The 14,371-nt window shown below is 68.5% G+C and carries 14 protein-coding genes and 1 pseudogene; 7 read left to right on the plus strand and 8 right to left on the minus strand.

Going from position 1 to position 14,371, the window contains the following annotated elements; genetic code table 11:
* The first annotated feature begins 1 nt into the window (after nucleotide 1).
* Nucleotides 2–478, plus strand: coding sequence for a hypothetical protein (locus tag LVJ59_RS17115; protein WP_232763919.1), 477 nt, complete (start codon nucleotides 2–4; stop codon nucleotides 476–478).
* A gap of 6 nt (nucleotides 479–484) precedes the next feature.
* On the opposite strand, the gene LVJ59_RS18140 is transcribed toward LVJ59_RS17115, so the two are convergent.
* From LVJ59_RS18140 to LVJ59_RS17130, 3 genes are all read right to left on the minus strand, one after another.
* The gene (locus LVJ59_RS18140) at nucleotides 485–1,516 is read right to left on the minus strand and encodes an FUSC family protein (RefSeq protein ID WP_232763920.1); all 1,032 of its coding nucleotides are present in this window, start codon (nucleotides 1,514–1,516) and stop codon (nucleotides 485–487) included.
* A gap of 67 nt (nucleotides 1,517–1,583) precedes the next feature.
* Complete coding sequence (locus LVJ59_RS17125; RefSeq protein WP_232763921.1) at nucleotides 1,584–1,994, minus strand: hypothetical protein; 411 nt, start codon at nucleotides 1,992–1,994, stop codon at nucleotides 1,584–1,586.
* A complete protein-coding gene (locus tag LVJ59_RS17130) occupies nucleotides 1,991–3,469 on the minus strand; it encodes an MFS transporter (RefSeq protein ID WP_232763922.1) in 1,479 nt (492 codons plus the stop codon). Before LVJ59_RS17130 ends, LVJ59_RS17125 begins: the two co-directional genes overlap by 4 nt.
* Nucleotides 3,470–3,584: 115 nt before the next feature.
* Between LVJ59_RS17130 and soxR the strand changes: the two genes are divergently transcribed.
* Complete coding sequence (gene soxR / locus LVJ59_RS17135; RefSeq protein ID WP_047524236.1) at nucleotides 3,585–4,025, plus strand: redox-sensitive transcriptional activator SoxR; 441 nt, start codon at nucleotides 3,585–3,587, stop codon at nucleotides 4,023–4,025.
* A gap of 50 nt (nucleotides 4,026–4,075) precedes the next feature.
* Here soxR and LVJ59_RS17140 read toward each other — a convergent pair whose 3' ends face one another.
* Nucleotides 4,076–4,390, minus strand: a complete 315-nt coding sequence (locus tag LVJ59_RS17140; protein ID WP_047524237.1) for an NIPSNAP family protein — start codon at nucleotides 4,388–4,390, stop codon at nucleotides 4,076–4,078.
* On the minus strand, nucleotides 4,387–4,749 hold the full coding sequence (locus LVJ59_RS17145; RefSeq protein WP_232763923.1) for a helix-turn-helix domain-containing protein: 363 nt from the start codon (nucleotides 4,747–4,749) through the stop codon (nucleotides 4,387–4,389). The genes LVJ59_RS17140 and LVJ59_RS17145 overlap by 4 nt, the downstream gene beginning before the upstream one ends.
* Before the next feature lie 147 nt (nucleotides 4,750–4,896).
* Here LVJ59_RS17145 and LVJ59_RS17150 point away from each other — a divergent pair.
* Nucleotides 4,897–5,997, plus strand: a pseudogene (locus LVJ59_RS17150) (MFS transporter); the annotation flags it as partial.
* Nucleotides 5,998–6,020: 23 nt separating this feature from the next.
* Here LVJ59_RS17150 and LVJ59_RS17155 read toward each other — a convergent pair.
* Complete coding sequence (locus LVJ59_RS17155) at nucleotides 6,021–7,082, minus strand: alpha/beta fold hydrolase (RefSeq protein ID WP_232763924.1); 1,062 nt, start codon at nucleotides 7,080–7,082, stop codon at nucleotides 6,021–6,023.
* A 72-nt stretch (nucleotides 7,083–7,154) separates the two neighbouring features.
* On the opposite strand from LVJ59_RS17155, the gene LVJ59_RS17160 reads away from it, so the two are divergent.
* Nucleotides 7,155–7,799, plus strand: coding sequence for a TetR/AcrR family transcriptional regulator (locus LVJ59_RS17160; RefSeq protein ID WP_232763925.1), 645 nt, complete (start codon nucleotides 7,155–7,157; stop codon nucleotides 7,797–7,799).
* Nucleotides 7,800–7,896: 97 nt separating this feature from the next.
* On the opposite strand, the gene LVJ59_RS17165 is transcribed toward LVJ59_RS17160, so the two are convergent.
* Nucleotides 7,897–8,610: a hypothetical protein gene (locus tag LVJ59_RS17165; RefSeq protein WP_232763926.1), complete on the minus strand. Its 714-nt coding sequence runs from the start codon at nucleotides 8,608–8,610 to the stop codon at nucleotides 7,897–7,899.
* Nucleotides 8,611–8,713: 103 nt separating this feature from the next.
* Between LVJ59_RS17165 and LVJ59_RS17170 the strand changes: the two genes are divergently transcribed.
* Complete coding sequence (locus LVJ59_RS17170) at nucleotides 8,714–9,286, plus strand: MarR family winged helix-turn-helix transcriptional regulator (protein WP_232763927.1); 573 nt, start codon at nucleotides 8,714–8,716, stop codon at nucleotides 9,284–9,286.
* A gap of 75 nt (nucleotides 9,287–9,361) precedes the next feature.
* On the opposite strand, the gene LVJ59_RS18145 is transcribed toward LVJ59_RS17170, so the two are convergent.
* On the minus strand, nucleotides 9,362–11,758 hold the full coding sequence (locus tag LVJ59_RS18145) for a helix-turn-helix transcriptional regulator (RefSeq protein ID WP_232763928.1): 2,397 nt from the start codon (nucleotides 11,756–11,758) through the stop codon (nucleotides 9,362–9,364).
* A 277-nt stretch (nucleotides 11,759–12,035) separates the two neighbouring features.
* Here LVJ59_RS18145 and LVJ59_RS17180 point away from each other — a divergent pair, with 277 nt between their 5' ends.
* Together LVJ59_RS17180 and LVJ59_RS17185 are read left to right on the plus strand one after the other, a co-directional pair.
* Complete coding sequence (locus tag LVJ59_RS17180) at nucleotides 12,036–13,391, plus strand: hypothetical protein (protein WP_232763929.1); 1,356 nt, start codon at nucleotides 12,036–12,038, stop codon at nucleotides 13,389–13,391.
* A 71-nt stretch (nucleotides 13,392–13,462) separates the two neighbouring features.
* Entirely contained in the window at nucleotides 13,463–14,140 is a 678-nt protein-coding gene (locus LVJ59_RS17185; protein WP_232763930.1) for a class F sortase, read from the plus strand.
* Nucleotides 14,141–14,371: the final 231 nt, after the last annotated feature.

Genomic DNA, 14,371 nt, shown 5'->3' on the forward strand with positions numbered 1-14,371 from the left:
GATGAGCGACATCAGCGGCACCACCCCGGAAGAACCGATCGAGCCTGAGGAGGGCGGGGTTCCCGAGGAGCCGCTGATTCCGCCCGCGGATGCGGTGATCCCGCCGCCCCCGCCCGAGATCCCGATCCCGGACGGTCTGCTGGCCCCGCCCTCGTCCACAGCGATCCCGCCGGCGGACGCGGTGATCCCGCCGCCTCCGCCCGAGACGCGCCGTCGCTCGGACCGCCCGCGCCCGACTCCCGCGATCCTCGATGGTGAGCCTCCCGCCGCGGTCGCCGACGACTGGGCACAGCCGTCGGTCGCGCCGGAGGTTCCGACCTCCGGTGGTTACGGCGGCCTCACCGTGGCGATCTTCGTCTTCCTGTTCGTGCTCCTGATCGCCGCGATCGGGCTCGTGGTGTTCCTGCTCAACACCGTGAGCTTCCCCTGGGCGAGCAGCGACAGTGCGGTGTCGCTCGCCGTCGCCCTGCGGCTCTGAGGTCGCTCAGACCCGCGTCTTCCGCGGTCGCCGGCGCAACGCGGCCGAAGCGACGGCGACGAGCGTGCCGACGGTCACCCCGATGATCGTCTCGATCGCGCGATCCTGCAGGAGCACGTCGACGGGCGTCGGGGCGGCGAGGTGCACCATGAGCAGCGCGAGCGGTGTGATGAACACCATCGCGATGCCGTAGTTGCGTCCGACGAAGAGTTCGGCGGCGGCCTGCAGCAGCACCACGAGGGCGATGACCGCGAGCGGCGGCAGGTCGAAGACGAGGATCCCGGCCGCGACGAGCACGCCGAGCAACGTCCCGAGCAGACGTTGGATACCGCGGATCACGCGGGCGTTGAGTTGCGGCCCGCTGACGGCGGCGACCGCGCCGACGGCCGCCCAGTACCAGTGCGAGTCCATGATCAGCAGTCCGGCGAAACCTGCCCCGATGATGGCGACGCCGACCGACAAAGCCATCTCTCGGGCGATCGGTCCCACGGGCTGCAGGGTCTTCGGCGGCACGTCGTCCGTGCGGCGCGTGAAGACGCCGATGAGCGCGGTGATCGAGAGTCCGAACAGGACGCTCGGTCCGCCGACCAACAGCACATCGCCGAACGAGGCGATGGTGGCCGGGATGGTCGCGCACGCCCCGACCGCGAACACCGGGAACAGCGGCCCCGGCGGGTGCCACCGCATCGTGTAGGCGAGCAGGGTGACGGCGGAGGCGATGACGGCGACGACGAGGATGCTGACCGGGGCGGCGACGGCGAGAACCGACAGGGCGGTGCCGACGAGCATCGAGGCGAGGATGATGCCCCCGGCGCTCGCCTGCATCCGGATGCGATCGCGGAACACGTCATGGCGCCCGTACAGCGCGGCGAAGGCGCCGAAGCTCGCGTAGATGCTCAGGTCGAGGCGGCCCAGCATCCACAGCACGAGCAACGGCGCCGCCACGCTGATCGCCGCGCGGAGCGCCACTCGGTGATCACCGCGGTGCGGTTCGACGCGGAGGACGCCGGTCCATACTCTTCCCCGGGATTCCGCCACCGATCCAGCCTACGTCCGATGCCGAACCGCTCCGACTCCGGCTCCGGCTCCGGGTGTCCCGAAGGGCTCAGCCCGCCGTGGCGCCCCGCAGGAGCAGGAGGCGTGCCTTGTCGAGGACGCGGTTCAGGACCGCGGCCGCGGCGTCGGTCTCGTGCGGGTCGAGGTCCGCCCACAGGGGCCCCGTCAGGTCTGCGATCTCCCGGCCGATCTCGGCGACCCGTGCCTCGCCTGTCGGGGTGAGCGCGGAGCCGGCGAGGAGTCCACGGTGGCGCAGGTCCGTGAGGATCGGTCCGACCTCCGTGGTGGGGAGACGATCGGCCAGGAAGGCGTCGAGCTCCCCGGCGCCGTCGAACTGTGCGGTGAGCCTCAGCGAGACCCACTCGCGTTCGCTGAGGTCGTGAGGGGTGAGGACGGTCTGCAGGAGCGCGCTCAGCGCCTTCTCCGTCTGGCCGATGAGCTGGGGTCCGAAGGGGATCATGGCGTTTCCAATTCGTTGGTGTTGGTGTTGGTGTTGGTGTTGGTGTTGGTGTTGGTGTTGGTGTTGGTGTCGGTGTCTTCGCCGATGCCCCAGCTCGCCCCTCTGGCGACGAATGCGCCGAGAAGAGTGACTCCGGCGAAGACCAGCATCAGGAGTCGGGCCGCGTCGACGACGTCGGGCATCGCGAGGTTGACGAGCACTCCGGCCATCGCCGCACTGAACGCGCTCGCGATGATGAAGACCGTGTTCACGGCTGCGGCTGCCTTGGCACCTTCCTCCTCGCCGGGCGTGCTGCCGAGCGCGGCGACGGTCAGATGGGGGAATCCCAGGCCGATGCCGGCACCGGCGAGGAAGAGAGTGGCGAACCAGAGCGCGATGACGAGCGCGGACGGGCCCTCGTGCTGGAGGAGTCCATAGCCGGTGAGGCCGGCGGCGACCGTCACCGGGCCGATGGTGATGAGCAGGCGACGGGAGCGGACGCCGGTGGCGTTGGCCGTGAACACCTGCGTGACCGACCACCCGAGCGAGAGCGCGGCGCCGAGCAGGCCGGCGACGAAGGGCATCAGCCCGCCGATCTCCTGCCCGAACAGTGGGATGAACGCCTCGGTGCCGATCGCGAAGGCCAGGACGGCGACGGTGATGTACACCCATCCGAGTGAGGACCCCGCGGCGAACGTGACGCGCGGCAGGATGCCGTTGCCCCCTCGCCGCTCGTGACGAAGGAACCACGCACCGAGGACGACACCGACGACGATGGCGACTCCCGTGCCGAAGCCGGCGGGGACGATGCTCGCGACACCCACGGCGGCGACGCCACCGGCGAGGAGCACGAGGGATGTCCACGGGACGGACTCGCTCGATCGCATCCGAGTCGTCTGCGGCAGGGCGCGCACGACGACGATGCCGATCAGTGCCGAGACGACGGCCAATCCGATGAACGTCACGCGCCAGGCGTCCAGCTGCGCGAAGACGCCTCCCACCACCGGGCCGACGATGTTGCCGACGCCCCACATGGCCGACACGAGGGCGGCGGCCCGTGCCCAGAGGCGCTCGGGGAGGGTGCGCTGGATGAGTGCATAGCCGAGTCCGGCGAGCAGACCGCCGCCGAGGCCCTGAACGGCCCGACCGCCGAGCAGTGCCCACATCCACGGACTCGCGGCGCAGAGCAGCGAGCCGAGTCCGAACAGGCCGAGTGCCCACAGGTAGGCCTGCACCGCACCCCGTTGCGTGAGGATTCGGCTGACCATCATCGAGCTGACCACGGAAGCCAGCAGGAAGGTCGTCATCGTCCAGGCGTAGAACTCCGCGCCACCGATGTCCCCGACGATCGTGGGGAGCAGGCTCGTCGTGAGATAGACGTTGCTCGCCTCGAGGAGCACGCCTCCCGCGAGCACGGAGGCGATCGGCGCGTAGCGGCTGCCGAGCAGTTCGCGCCAGCTTCCGGCGGGGTGCGTGCGGTGCGGTGTCTGAGTCATCGGCTGCCCTTCGTGGCGTCGGAGCGGGCGCTGGTCTCGCCCGTCGGCGCCGGTTCTCGGCGGCCGATCGTCACGCTAATACCTCGAGTAAACTCGAGGTCAAGAGGAGGCGGCGATGTCTTTGGAACCCGACGATCTGCTCGCCATCGGCGAGGTCGTCCGGCGCACCGGCGTCCCGGCGACCTCCCTGCACTTCTACGAGCAACTGGGGCTGATCTCGTCGACCCGGACCGCAGGGAATCAACGCCGATACCGGCGGCACATGCTGCGGCGGATCTCGTTGATCGTGGTCGCGAAACGCCTCGGCATCCCCCTCACCGATGTGCACGAGGTCTTCCAGAGCCTGCCTGCCGATGAGTCGCCCTCTCAGCGGGACTGGCAGCGGGTCGCAAGGCTGTGGCGTGAGCAGCTCGACATCCGTCGCACCCAGCTCGAGCACCTCCGTCGCGAGATCACCGGCTGCATCGGCTGCGGGTGCCTGTCGCTCAAGGCCTGCCGGTTGCTGAACCCCGAGGATGCGCTCGCCGACGACGGTCCGGGCCCGCGCCGGATCTGAACCTCGTCAGAGCCCGGACGTCAGAGGCCCGGGTCGTCAGGGCCCGGACGTCAGAGGTCGGAGGGCAGCAGGGGGCGCATGAACGTGCGCTCGTAGCGCAGCACGCAGCCGCTCTCATCCCGGATACGGTCGGCCTCGATGAACTCCGGATCGACCCCGAACCTCGCCCGGTACACCTCGTAGTCGGCGAAGGAGGGGAAGGTGAACAGGGCGAGGGCCTCGTCGCTCGCTCCCTCGGACGGGAGGAAGTAGCCGTGGTGGACACCCCCGTGGCGTCCCACGAGCTCGATCCACGCGCGCGCGAACGACTCGAAGGCGTCGATCTTCTTCGGATCGATCGTGTACGTCACGACACACGTGATCATGCGTCCACCGCCGTGCGCTGTCGTCCTGCGTAGAGAGTCCCCCAGCGGGTGAGCTCGGTCAGCAGCTGCCCGGCGCTCGCACCCAGCTCGCTCAGTCGATATTCGACCTTCGGGGGCACCTCGCGGTAGACGGTCCGGGTGATGAGGCCGTCGGCCTCGAGCTCGCGCAGTTGACGCGTGAGCACGCGCGGGGTCGGATCCTGCAGCAGCCGTCCGAGCTCGCCGAAGCGAAGTACCTCATGTTCGCCGAGGAGGGTGAGGATGCTGGGCTTCCAGGCGCCCCCGAGCACCGCGATCGACACTTCGGCGTCGCACGATTCGGTCCACTCGCGGACGATCCGTTCCGTCTTCTCTCTCACCTGTCGGCCCTCCACAGTATCCAAAATGTCCGTAGGTATCAGAAATGACCGTACTTGTGGCTCCTGTGTGTACCTTTGCAGACTGAGGGTGTGACCACAACCCCCATCCGTGTCCCGTCCCGCTCATCCGTCCGCCTCTGGCTCGCGATGGTCCCGCTCCTGCTCGGGATCCTCATCGGCGCTCTCGCGATCAGCAGTGTCTCCACCGCCCTCCCCGCGATCCGGGGTGACCTGGGACTGACCGATATCGAGGGACTCTGGCTCGTCGACGTGTACGCCCTCTCTCTGGCGGCGACACTGATCCTCGCCTCCCGGATCGGTGACGCGTTCGGACGCAAGAGCATCGTCCTGATCGGCTTGGCGGCCTTCGCCGCGCTCAACGCCGTGGGTGGGATGGCCACGAGCGGCCTGCTGCTCATCGTCGTCCGTGCTCTGCTGGGGGTCGCGGAGGCCTTCGTCGTCGCGGGAGTGGTCTCGACGATCGGTGCCAAGTTCCAGGCGCGCGAGCGTGTCCTCGCCTACGGGTTGTGGACGGCGACGTTCGGCACGGGAAGCGCACTCGGTCCGGTGCTCGGTGGGCTGCTGGCCGAGGGGCCGGGATGGCGCTGGCTGATGCTGGGCAGCGTTCCGCTCGCGGTGATCGCCGGAGTGCTGGCCCTGTGGCTCGTTCCGGACTCACGCAGTGCCCTGCTGCCCTCCTGGGACGTGCCGAGCATCTTGTCCTCGATCCTCGCGCTCGGCGCTCTCGTCTTCGCGCTCCACGAGGCCCTCGCCGCGCCCTTCTCGGCCGGGATCGCAGCCCTCATCGCGACGTCGAGCCTGATCTTCTTCGTGCGTCGGCAGCGTCGGCTCCGCGATCCGCTCATCGACATGGGACTCTTCCGGATCCCGGGCTTCAGCCCTGCGATCATCCGCATCGTCGTGAGCAGCGGCGCGTCGGCGGCCTCCGTGCTGTTGGTGAGTCTGCACCTGCAGGACACCCGCGGGCAGAGTGCGGCCGAGGCGGGCATCGCCCTGCTGCCCCAGGCCGCGGCCATCGCGATCGGGGGCGTGCTGGCGCCGCTGGCGCTGCGCGTGCTGTCGGCGAACTCCCTCACGGTGCTGGCGCTCGTCCTGCAGGCCGTGGGGCTGGGGTGGCTCGCGCTCGACCCGGCCGTCGTGGCGATCCCGCTCGTGCTCGTCGGTCTCGGGTTCGGCGTCGGTGCGACACTCGCCGCGACGGCGCTGTTCGAGGCGACGACCGAGGACCAGGCCGGACAGGTGGGCGCGATTCAGGAAGTCGGATTCGCGCTCGGAGGCGGGCTCGGGATCGCGGTGTTCGGCACCATCGCCGCCGTCCTCGTCACCGGCGGCTTCGTCGTGGCAGTGCTCGTTGCCGCCGTCGTGGTCGTGGCGGCCGCGGTTCTTCCGGTGGTGCGGCGCGGAGCCCGTCGACGGGCCTGAGTCTCATCCGGTGCGATCGACCCGAGCGCATCGACGGCCTCGAGTCCGCCCGTCACCAGTGCGACGACCGCATCGAGGGTCGCATCCGCCGACAGCACGCGGGTGTGACCGAGCCCTTCGGTGCGGAGCAGGCGGGAGCGCTCGCCGTGGGCCTCGTGCAGACGCAGGGAGTCGGAATCCGGCATCCGTCGGTCATCGCGATCGTGCACGACCAGCAGCGCGGTCTCCGTCGGAAGCGGATGCCGCGCGGCGTCGTAGCGCGCCGAGACCGTGGCCCGGTCCAGACCGAGCCGCCGATGGAATCGCTCCGTGAGCCTCCCGGTCGTCGCGGGATCGAGGCGGAGCTCTCTCGCGAACTCCGCGAGGAAGGCGTCGGGGCCGGCCGCACCGGCGATCGCGGCGACGGCGCCGGTCGGCACGGTCGACCGGGCCACGGTCAACGCGGCGAAGGCGCCGAACGAGTGCCCGACGATTGCGGCGAAGGGTCCGTGCGCGGCGTGCAGCTGTTCGGCGGCGTCGACCCAGTCACGCACATCGGTGCGACCGGCGCCGGAGGCGCCGTGCGCGGGTGCGTCGAACGCGACCACGCGGAACCCCTCCGCGACCAGTTCGCGCACGAGCGGGGCGAACTGTGAGGCTCGGCCGCGCCATCCGTGCAGGAGCAGCACCGCGTGAGGGCCGCCGCCCCACTCGTAGGTGGACACCTCGATGCCTCGCACGTGCAGGGTCCCGCGGCGCGCGTCGTCGAGTGTCGGGGCATCGGCCTCGCGCACCGGCATCCGCGGGGAGGTGGTGAAGAAGAGGCGGTAGGCGAGGTCGCCCGCGAGCGCGGGTGAGACGCGGGCGGCGGCGTGGATGCTGCGGGTGAGCAGTGCGGGGAGGGACGGCATGGGGACTCCTTCGCCCAACAATACGAACGATCATACGTATACTAGGCGAACGATCGTTCGTATACTAGGGGGATGTCGATTCATGCGGTGCAGGACGGACGGCGAGCGCGTGGTGATGCCTCGCGCCGCATCGTGCTGGACAGCGCGACCGACCTCGCCTCCGTCGAGGGGCTGGACGGGCTGACCATCGGCCGGCTCGCCGAAGCCTCCGGGTCGAGCAAGAGCAGCATCGCCACGCTCTTCCGAAGCAAGGAGGGCCTGCAGCTCGCCACGGTCGAGGCCGCGCGGGAGATCTTCACCGCGCAGATCGTCGAGCCCGCCCGGGAGCATCCGCGGGGTGTCCACCGCCTCGCCGCGCTGCTGTGCAACTCCCTCGCGTACTCGAGGGATCGGGTCTTCACCGGCGGGTGCTTCTTCGCTGCCACGGCGGCCGACGTCGACTCGAAGTCCGGGCCCGTGCGTGATGCGGTGCGTGCGGCACTGGTCGACTGGTACGGCTACATCGAAGCTCAGATCCGCCACGCGGTCGCCGTGGGGGAGATCAATGCCGACGCGGAGGTTCTCGCGTTCGAACTGGTCGCTCTGAACGAGGAGGCCAATGCGCGCTCGCTGCTGATGGACGATGAGCGCCCCTACGCGCTTGCGGCCGCCGCGATCCGCGCTCGCCTCCGTGGTGCCGGCGCGGCGGAGTCCGCGGTGGCGCTCCTCGACCTCTGACGCCGGCCCCAGACGCCGACCTCTGACGTCGACCCCAGGCGCACGAGACGCCTCACCCGCTGTCGGATGAGGCGTCTCGTCGATGGTGGCCGGAGCGTCAGGCGTCGCGACCGCGGGTGAAGCCCGCCTCGAAGCCGCGTTCGAACGCGTGCTGCGCCATCCGTCCGGCGCGGGGGTGTCCGTGGCCGTGTCCGTGCGTGTGGGCGTGGCCGTGGCCGTGTCCGTGGCTGTGGCCGTGGCTCTGCGCGTGGGTGTGCCGTTCGCCGTGGCCGTCGTCGTGACGGCATCCGTACTCGGCGTCCATACCCGGGCCGAAGCCCCGGCGGAACGGGCGTCCGAAGCCGTGCCGAGCTCCGCGACCATGCCGGGGGCCGCCGAAGCCGTGCCGACGTCCGCGGGGCAGAGGGGTCTCCTCGTCCCAGCCGAGCGCGCGCGCGATCTTCTCCAGCGACGCGAGGGTGGTGGCCATGTCCTCGGGGGATACGGCATCGGCGACCTTCGCGCGGATCTCGTCGACGATGGTGCCGAGGCGATCCTTCGCCGCGCGGCCCTCGTCGGTGAGCGTCCAGTCCTCGCCGTCGGCGGCGATCCAGCCGCGCTCGATCAGGTCGCGCAGCTTGTGCGCCTTGAGTGGGCGATCCGGGGCGACGGTGCCGTCGACCGTATTGAGCATCCGCCAGTCGCGGCGGTTCGCGTGCTCGCGGTCGAAGGCGGTGGCGAACTCGGCCGCCATGAGGCGATCGGCGGCCTTCAGCCAGTAGCCGAAGGGGCGGCTGGTGTTTTCAGGGTTCTGTGATTCAGAGGTGTTCATGGAAAGTCCTTCATTGTCGGGGTGCATGTGTATGTCACAGTGCATGTACATGTAGTGTGACATGCAGTAACGATGCATGTCAAGTCGCATGTAAAATCGGAGGGTGACCACCGACAAGAACGAACCCGCGGAATCGGATCCGGCCGAAGCCATCGCGCAGGCGCTGTCCCGCCTACGAGGACGTCGTCCGGGCGATCGGGGGCACGGCGGGAGAGGCGGTCCCCACGGTCGGCACGGCGGACCGCAGGGGACTCACGGCGACGACGTGCACGACCACTTCGATCACCACCGCGGCCATCCGGGCATGCCGCCGTGGATGGCCGACCCGTCCGGGCGCCTCGGTGGTCCTGCCCGCATGCGGATGCTGGAGGCGCTGGCCGCGGCGGCGACTCCCCTCAGCGTGAGCGACCTCGGTGCCGCGATCGGCGTCGATCAGCCGCGAGCGTCACGGCTCGTCCAGCAAGGTGTCGAGCGCGGCTATGTGCGTCGCGAGGCCGACCCCGACGATGCGCGGCGCACGCGTATCGCACTGACCGACGAAGGCCGCCGCCTCGCCCGCGGCATGCGCGGTGAGCGTCGCGAAATGCTGACGACCGCGCTCACCTCATTCACCGACGAGGAGCGCGGCGAACTCGCCCGGCTGTTGAACAAGCTCGCCGACAACTGGCAGCGCTGACGCCGTCAGGCGCGGGAAGCTGTCGCTGCCATCTCGTCGTGGCGCATGGCCTCTGACCGGAATCTTCTCGGGAGATCAGTCGAAGAGTGCGCACGGTGGCAGCTCGGCGCGTGAAGCGATGCCGAGCTTCCGGTAGACCGCGCTGAGGTGGCCCTCGACGGTGCGGCTGCTGATGGCGAGGTGCGAGGCGATGTCTTTGGTGGTCCATCCCGCGCTCGCGAGGGGAACGATGTCGATCTCGCGTTCGGTGAAGATCCACTGCATAGGGATCACGCGCTTGATGAGCCCTGGCGAGAGTCCCTTCTGCAATGCCCATGACAGTGCGCCGAATGCACGCGCCGGCTGGAGCTCCGTATCAGCGCCTGCGGCTATCGCGATACGAGCACCGAGTGCGGCGCGATGAGCTCCGAGGACGGCGAGCTCGTCGGCGAGTCTGGTCAATTCGGGCTCGTCTCTGGCTGCTGCCGCGAGCGCCAGCCCGCCCAGGGCTCGCAGCAGTGGCGAGTCGGTCTGATCCACCGCGTTGCGCACCCGCGTGGTATCAACGAGGGCAGGCTGCAGCCACCCGATGATCGCTTCGTGCACGAGGCCACTGGTGATAAGCCCGCTGTCGAGGTGGTGTTCCGCTTCTTCCCGTGCGGGCCCGAAGTCGATGGCTGTATTGCGGACCACTCCGAGAGCGAATGCGCGTGAAGCGAACGGCCAGGCCCCGGGGCGTTCGCTGACGATGGACATCTGGGTGGCAAGCCCCTCGGCGGACGCGTCGAGGCGGTCATCGCTGGATTGACTTGCGGCACAACCGAGGATCCCCTGCGTGTAGCTGCCATGCATGCTCGGGGTGCGGACGACGATCGAAAGCAGCAGGTCGAGGACCGCCAGGAGTTCGTCGTCCCGTCCCGCGGTGTACAAGCTGATCGCCGCTGTGTAGCCGTACATGCTGATGGATTCGAGGTTGTACTGCTCGATGGCCACTTCGATCGCGGAGAGCGACCTGCTCGCGGCTTCCTCCAGCTGACCCTCGATCAGGAGTGACAGGCAGGTGAGGGCATCGCCGAAAGACGAGAAGTACGCGGAGCCTGAGCCGGAGAGATGGTCGAGCGCTACACGCGCGTCGGCGATCCGCCCGGCGGCCAATGCGGTCTCGGCGCGGACGATCGCCCATCCGTCGTCGTTGAGGTCGTGGCCGCCGACCGGGGGTGCGTCGTCTGCGGCGCCCGCGTCCGAGTGGAGGGCGAAGGCGGCGTGCGCGCGCGCGGAGTCCGTGAATCCGGCGAGGTGCGGGTGTGCTGCGAGGGTGCGTGCGAACGTTTCGTCGGCGCGGGCCTCATCGCCGCGAACGATCCAGAGAAACGCCTCCCACAGCGCCGCGGAAGCATCTTCCGGGCTCGTGCCCGCGAGTGTGTGCGTGAACGTCGCGGGGTCGATGTCCGCGCCGGTCGCGATGGCCATCCGCAGCGTGCGGATGATCGTGGCGGGTGACGCGGGCTGGTCGACTTGTCTGGCAACGTTGTCGATCTCGCGACGCCAGTCCATCTGTGCGAAATTCGACAGCGTCGCGACGTCCGTGTAACCCAGTCTTTCCTCCACCCCCTGGGCTGTGGAGCGGAAGTGCTCGGCGAGGAGCGACGGGAAGACTGTGAACATCCTCGAGCCGGCGATGGTGAACTCGCGAAGCCGGCCTTCATCACGCAACCAGGTGTATGTATCGTCGCCGACTGCCTCCCTCGCGCCCAGGACATACGGTGGTTGGACCGAGATGAGTTCGCGCAGAGCGGCGATATGAGAAGTCGACAGGCCGTCGAGGTAGGGAGTCACGAGTCCTTGCATCGAGGGTGTCCAGAGGCGGTCGGTCGCGGTCCACACGCCATCTATCGAGCGAATGGTGCCTTCGAGTCGTGCGATCTTCACAAGATGTACGGCGAGCCCGCGCAAACCACCAGACTTGCCATGCACGCGGCGGACGGTGCTCGGTGCTACTTGCCCGCCCAGCTCTGCGCCGACGAGAGCGAGCGTGTCAACGTAGGTCGCGGCGGGGACATTGACGATCGTCGATGGTCGAGCTCCATCGAAGACGCCGGCTCTGCGGCTGGTCGTCACCAGCGGGCGCCCGGAGCGTTGTGCCGCTGCGAGCACTGCACCCAGGGACAGATCATCGATGAGGTCGACATCGTCGACCATCAGCAGTCGATTCGCGCCCGACAAGTCTGAAAGCGCGTCAGGAAACGTCGCGGATCCGCCGGAACCGAGGCCGATTCCTGCGGCCGTCAATGCGCCGTAGGGCAGTGATCGCAGGGGGGCGATGCCGCGAACCGTCGTCGTCTGGAGGCCGCGTTCTCCGGCGAGGATCTCTAGCCGACGAACTGTCGCCGATTTTCCCGACAGGGGTTGGCCGATGAGGCGCACCTCGACACCGGCGGCGACGATGTCGAGAACCGATCGGACGAACCCGTCCGCAGGTGCACCTTCGTTCACGCCCTTGAGCCTACTCAATCGCTCTCTGCTTCTGGCCGCCCTTTCCGCGACGTCGTCGAGCTTTTCTGAATCGACACGTGTCTTCGGAGCCCTTTCCGCTGTGCGTTCGCGTACCGCACCTGATTCTCCGAACTCGCTACGTGAATCGGCGGCTACCCCTACGTGGCGTCGATAAACCAGCGAAACATCGTTCCCGTGAGCGCACGCCGTCGACGTGAAGACCGTCGGGTGCCAGCGCGATATCCACATCACCCGAGACAACCCGAGGAGATCTCCAGTGCCTTCCACCACAACCAATCGAGCGGCCCGACGGCGTGTGTTCGCCGGAACGCTTGCCACGTGCGCGATCGCTGCGGGCAGTGCCCTGCTTGCCGTGCCCGCCAGCGCCGCGACCGTTGACGACCTCACCGTCGCGACGTCGGTCGGGTCAGACTTTCTGCAGCAAGGGCAGCAGAGCGACGCGACCATCACTGTGACCAACAACACCGACGCGGCCCAGGACGTCGAGGTCGACCTCGACGCGGCACAGGGAACCTCTCTCGCGTATGCCGCAAGCACTGACTGGACGCTGAGCAGCTCCCAGGGGGCGACCCTGGAATCTACAACGGGTGAGGCTACGTCCTCGACCCGCGAGTGGACAGTCTCCTTGCCGGCGCACGCGTCCGCCACACTGGTAGGCGAAGCGACGCAGGGCATGGTCACGGGGCTGCGTCCGGATCGACTCAAGGCGACGGACGGCGATGTCGTCGTAGAGCGCTCCACCGTCACCGCCAGCATCGTCGACTCCGGCGTATCGACGAGCGCTCCGCTTCAGTTCAACTACAAGATGGACTACGCGCTCAACGTCAGCCTCACCTCCGACATCGCTCCGGGTGAGTCGGTCGCACCGGGCGACGTGGTGAACTACACGATCACCGCGAAGAACCAGAATCTCAACACGCGTACGGCGGACGTCAAGGCCGACCTCAGTAGTGTCCTCGACCACGCGACGCTCGTCGAGGGATCTGTCCAGGCTTCCAGGGGTGCCGCGACGATCGACGGTACGACATTGAACTGGAGCGGATCGCAGGCAGGTGGAGCGCTCGGCAACGGCGAAGCAGACCAGATCAGCTTCTCGGTCACTGTCGCGGATGACGCAGCCGGCTCGACGCTCGACGCCCTTTACGGTGCCAGCTCGTCTGGCAACCTGTTCGGCGCCGACCCGGCAACCGTCTCCTTCGACCCGGAGACCGGCCAGTTCCAAGGCGGTGTCGACACCGTCAACTACAGCTATGTCGGAAGCGCTGACCCCAACGCCCACCTCTTGATCCCGGTCGTCGCCGCGGACAACACCGACAACGGTGGCAACACCGACAACGGTGGCAACACCGACAACGGGGGGAACACCGACAACGGGGGCAACACCGACAACGGGGGCAACACCGACAACGGGGGCAACACCGACAACGGGGGGAACGCGGACAACGGCGGGAACGCCGCACCCGCGGCCGGTCCGTCGGTCCACACGGGGGGAAAGGTCATCAGCGAGGGTGACGTGGCTCCCACGCTGTGGTTCGGTATCGCCGGTGGCGCGGCCCTGCTCATGGCAGGGTTCGGCGCACTCGCACTGCGCGCTCTGAACAAGAAGGCCTGACGAATCCGGAGGACCGCAGCGACCCATGGTGCTGCGGTCCTCCGCCCGCATCAATCTGAGAAGAAGGAATCATGCAGAAGAAGACTCTGAAGCGCGTAGCGTGGTCCGGATTCGCTGCGGCCCTCGCCTTGGCAATCGGTGCGGGCGCTGTCGGGTTCGCCGCGGTTCCGTCGATGTCGGCGGCACCGGTACGAGACCTCAACGGGAACACTGTTCAGCTCGACGATGACGGCGCTGCGAGCCTTGACTCAGTGCAGAGCCATCCCATTGCCGACACGGGCGCCAGGTTCATGGTTCCGTCGGCCGGTCTTGACGTGCCCCTCGGGCAGCTGAACGAGGTCGGCGGCAGCGTCACGCCGCCGGGATTCACGTCCGTGTACCGCGTCGCCAATCGCGGGGTTGATGTTGCGCACGCATCCACCGGCACCGTGTACGTCGTCACACACTCCCTCCGTGGCGGCGGCGTCGGGCCCGGGAACTACCTGATCGACGTCGACAACGCCCGCCCGGCGATCGACAACGGAGAATCGATCATCGTCGATGGTGTGGAGTACGTCGTTGACAGCGCCTTCGCCGTCGACAAATCCGACCTCCCCGCCCAGGCCGATGTCTGGGCGACTGAACCCGGCCGTCTCGTGGTGATCACGTGTCTGCAAAACCCGCAGAGCACGGCCTCCACACAGAACGTCGTGATCGAAGCGCACCTGGCCGATTCCCCATCACCCTCAGACAACCGAGACGCCGGCTAACGCCAGCAGGCCTCGGAATCGACGGCTTCTCGAATACGTGGGAATTGACGAGAAGCCAGCCTCTCTGGTCCCCATCAGAGAGGCGCCGCCTGTGCCTCTCCACCCCAGAAGAGCACACAGGCTCGGTATCCCCTCCCTGGGATACCTCCGGGTAGACATCCCTACGTCGCCCGTGCGGTGGCTGACGGGAACGCGCTCGGGTCGCGGTCCAGTCAGCCACCGCATTCCCCT

Origin of the sequence: Microbacterium sp. KKR3/1 (assembly GCF_021272365.1) — a bacterium.
GTDB classification, from domain to species: Bacteria; Actinomycetota; Actinomycetes; order Actinomycetales; family Microbacteriaceae; genus Microbacterium; species Microbacterium aurugineum.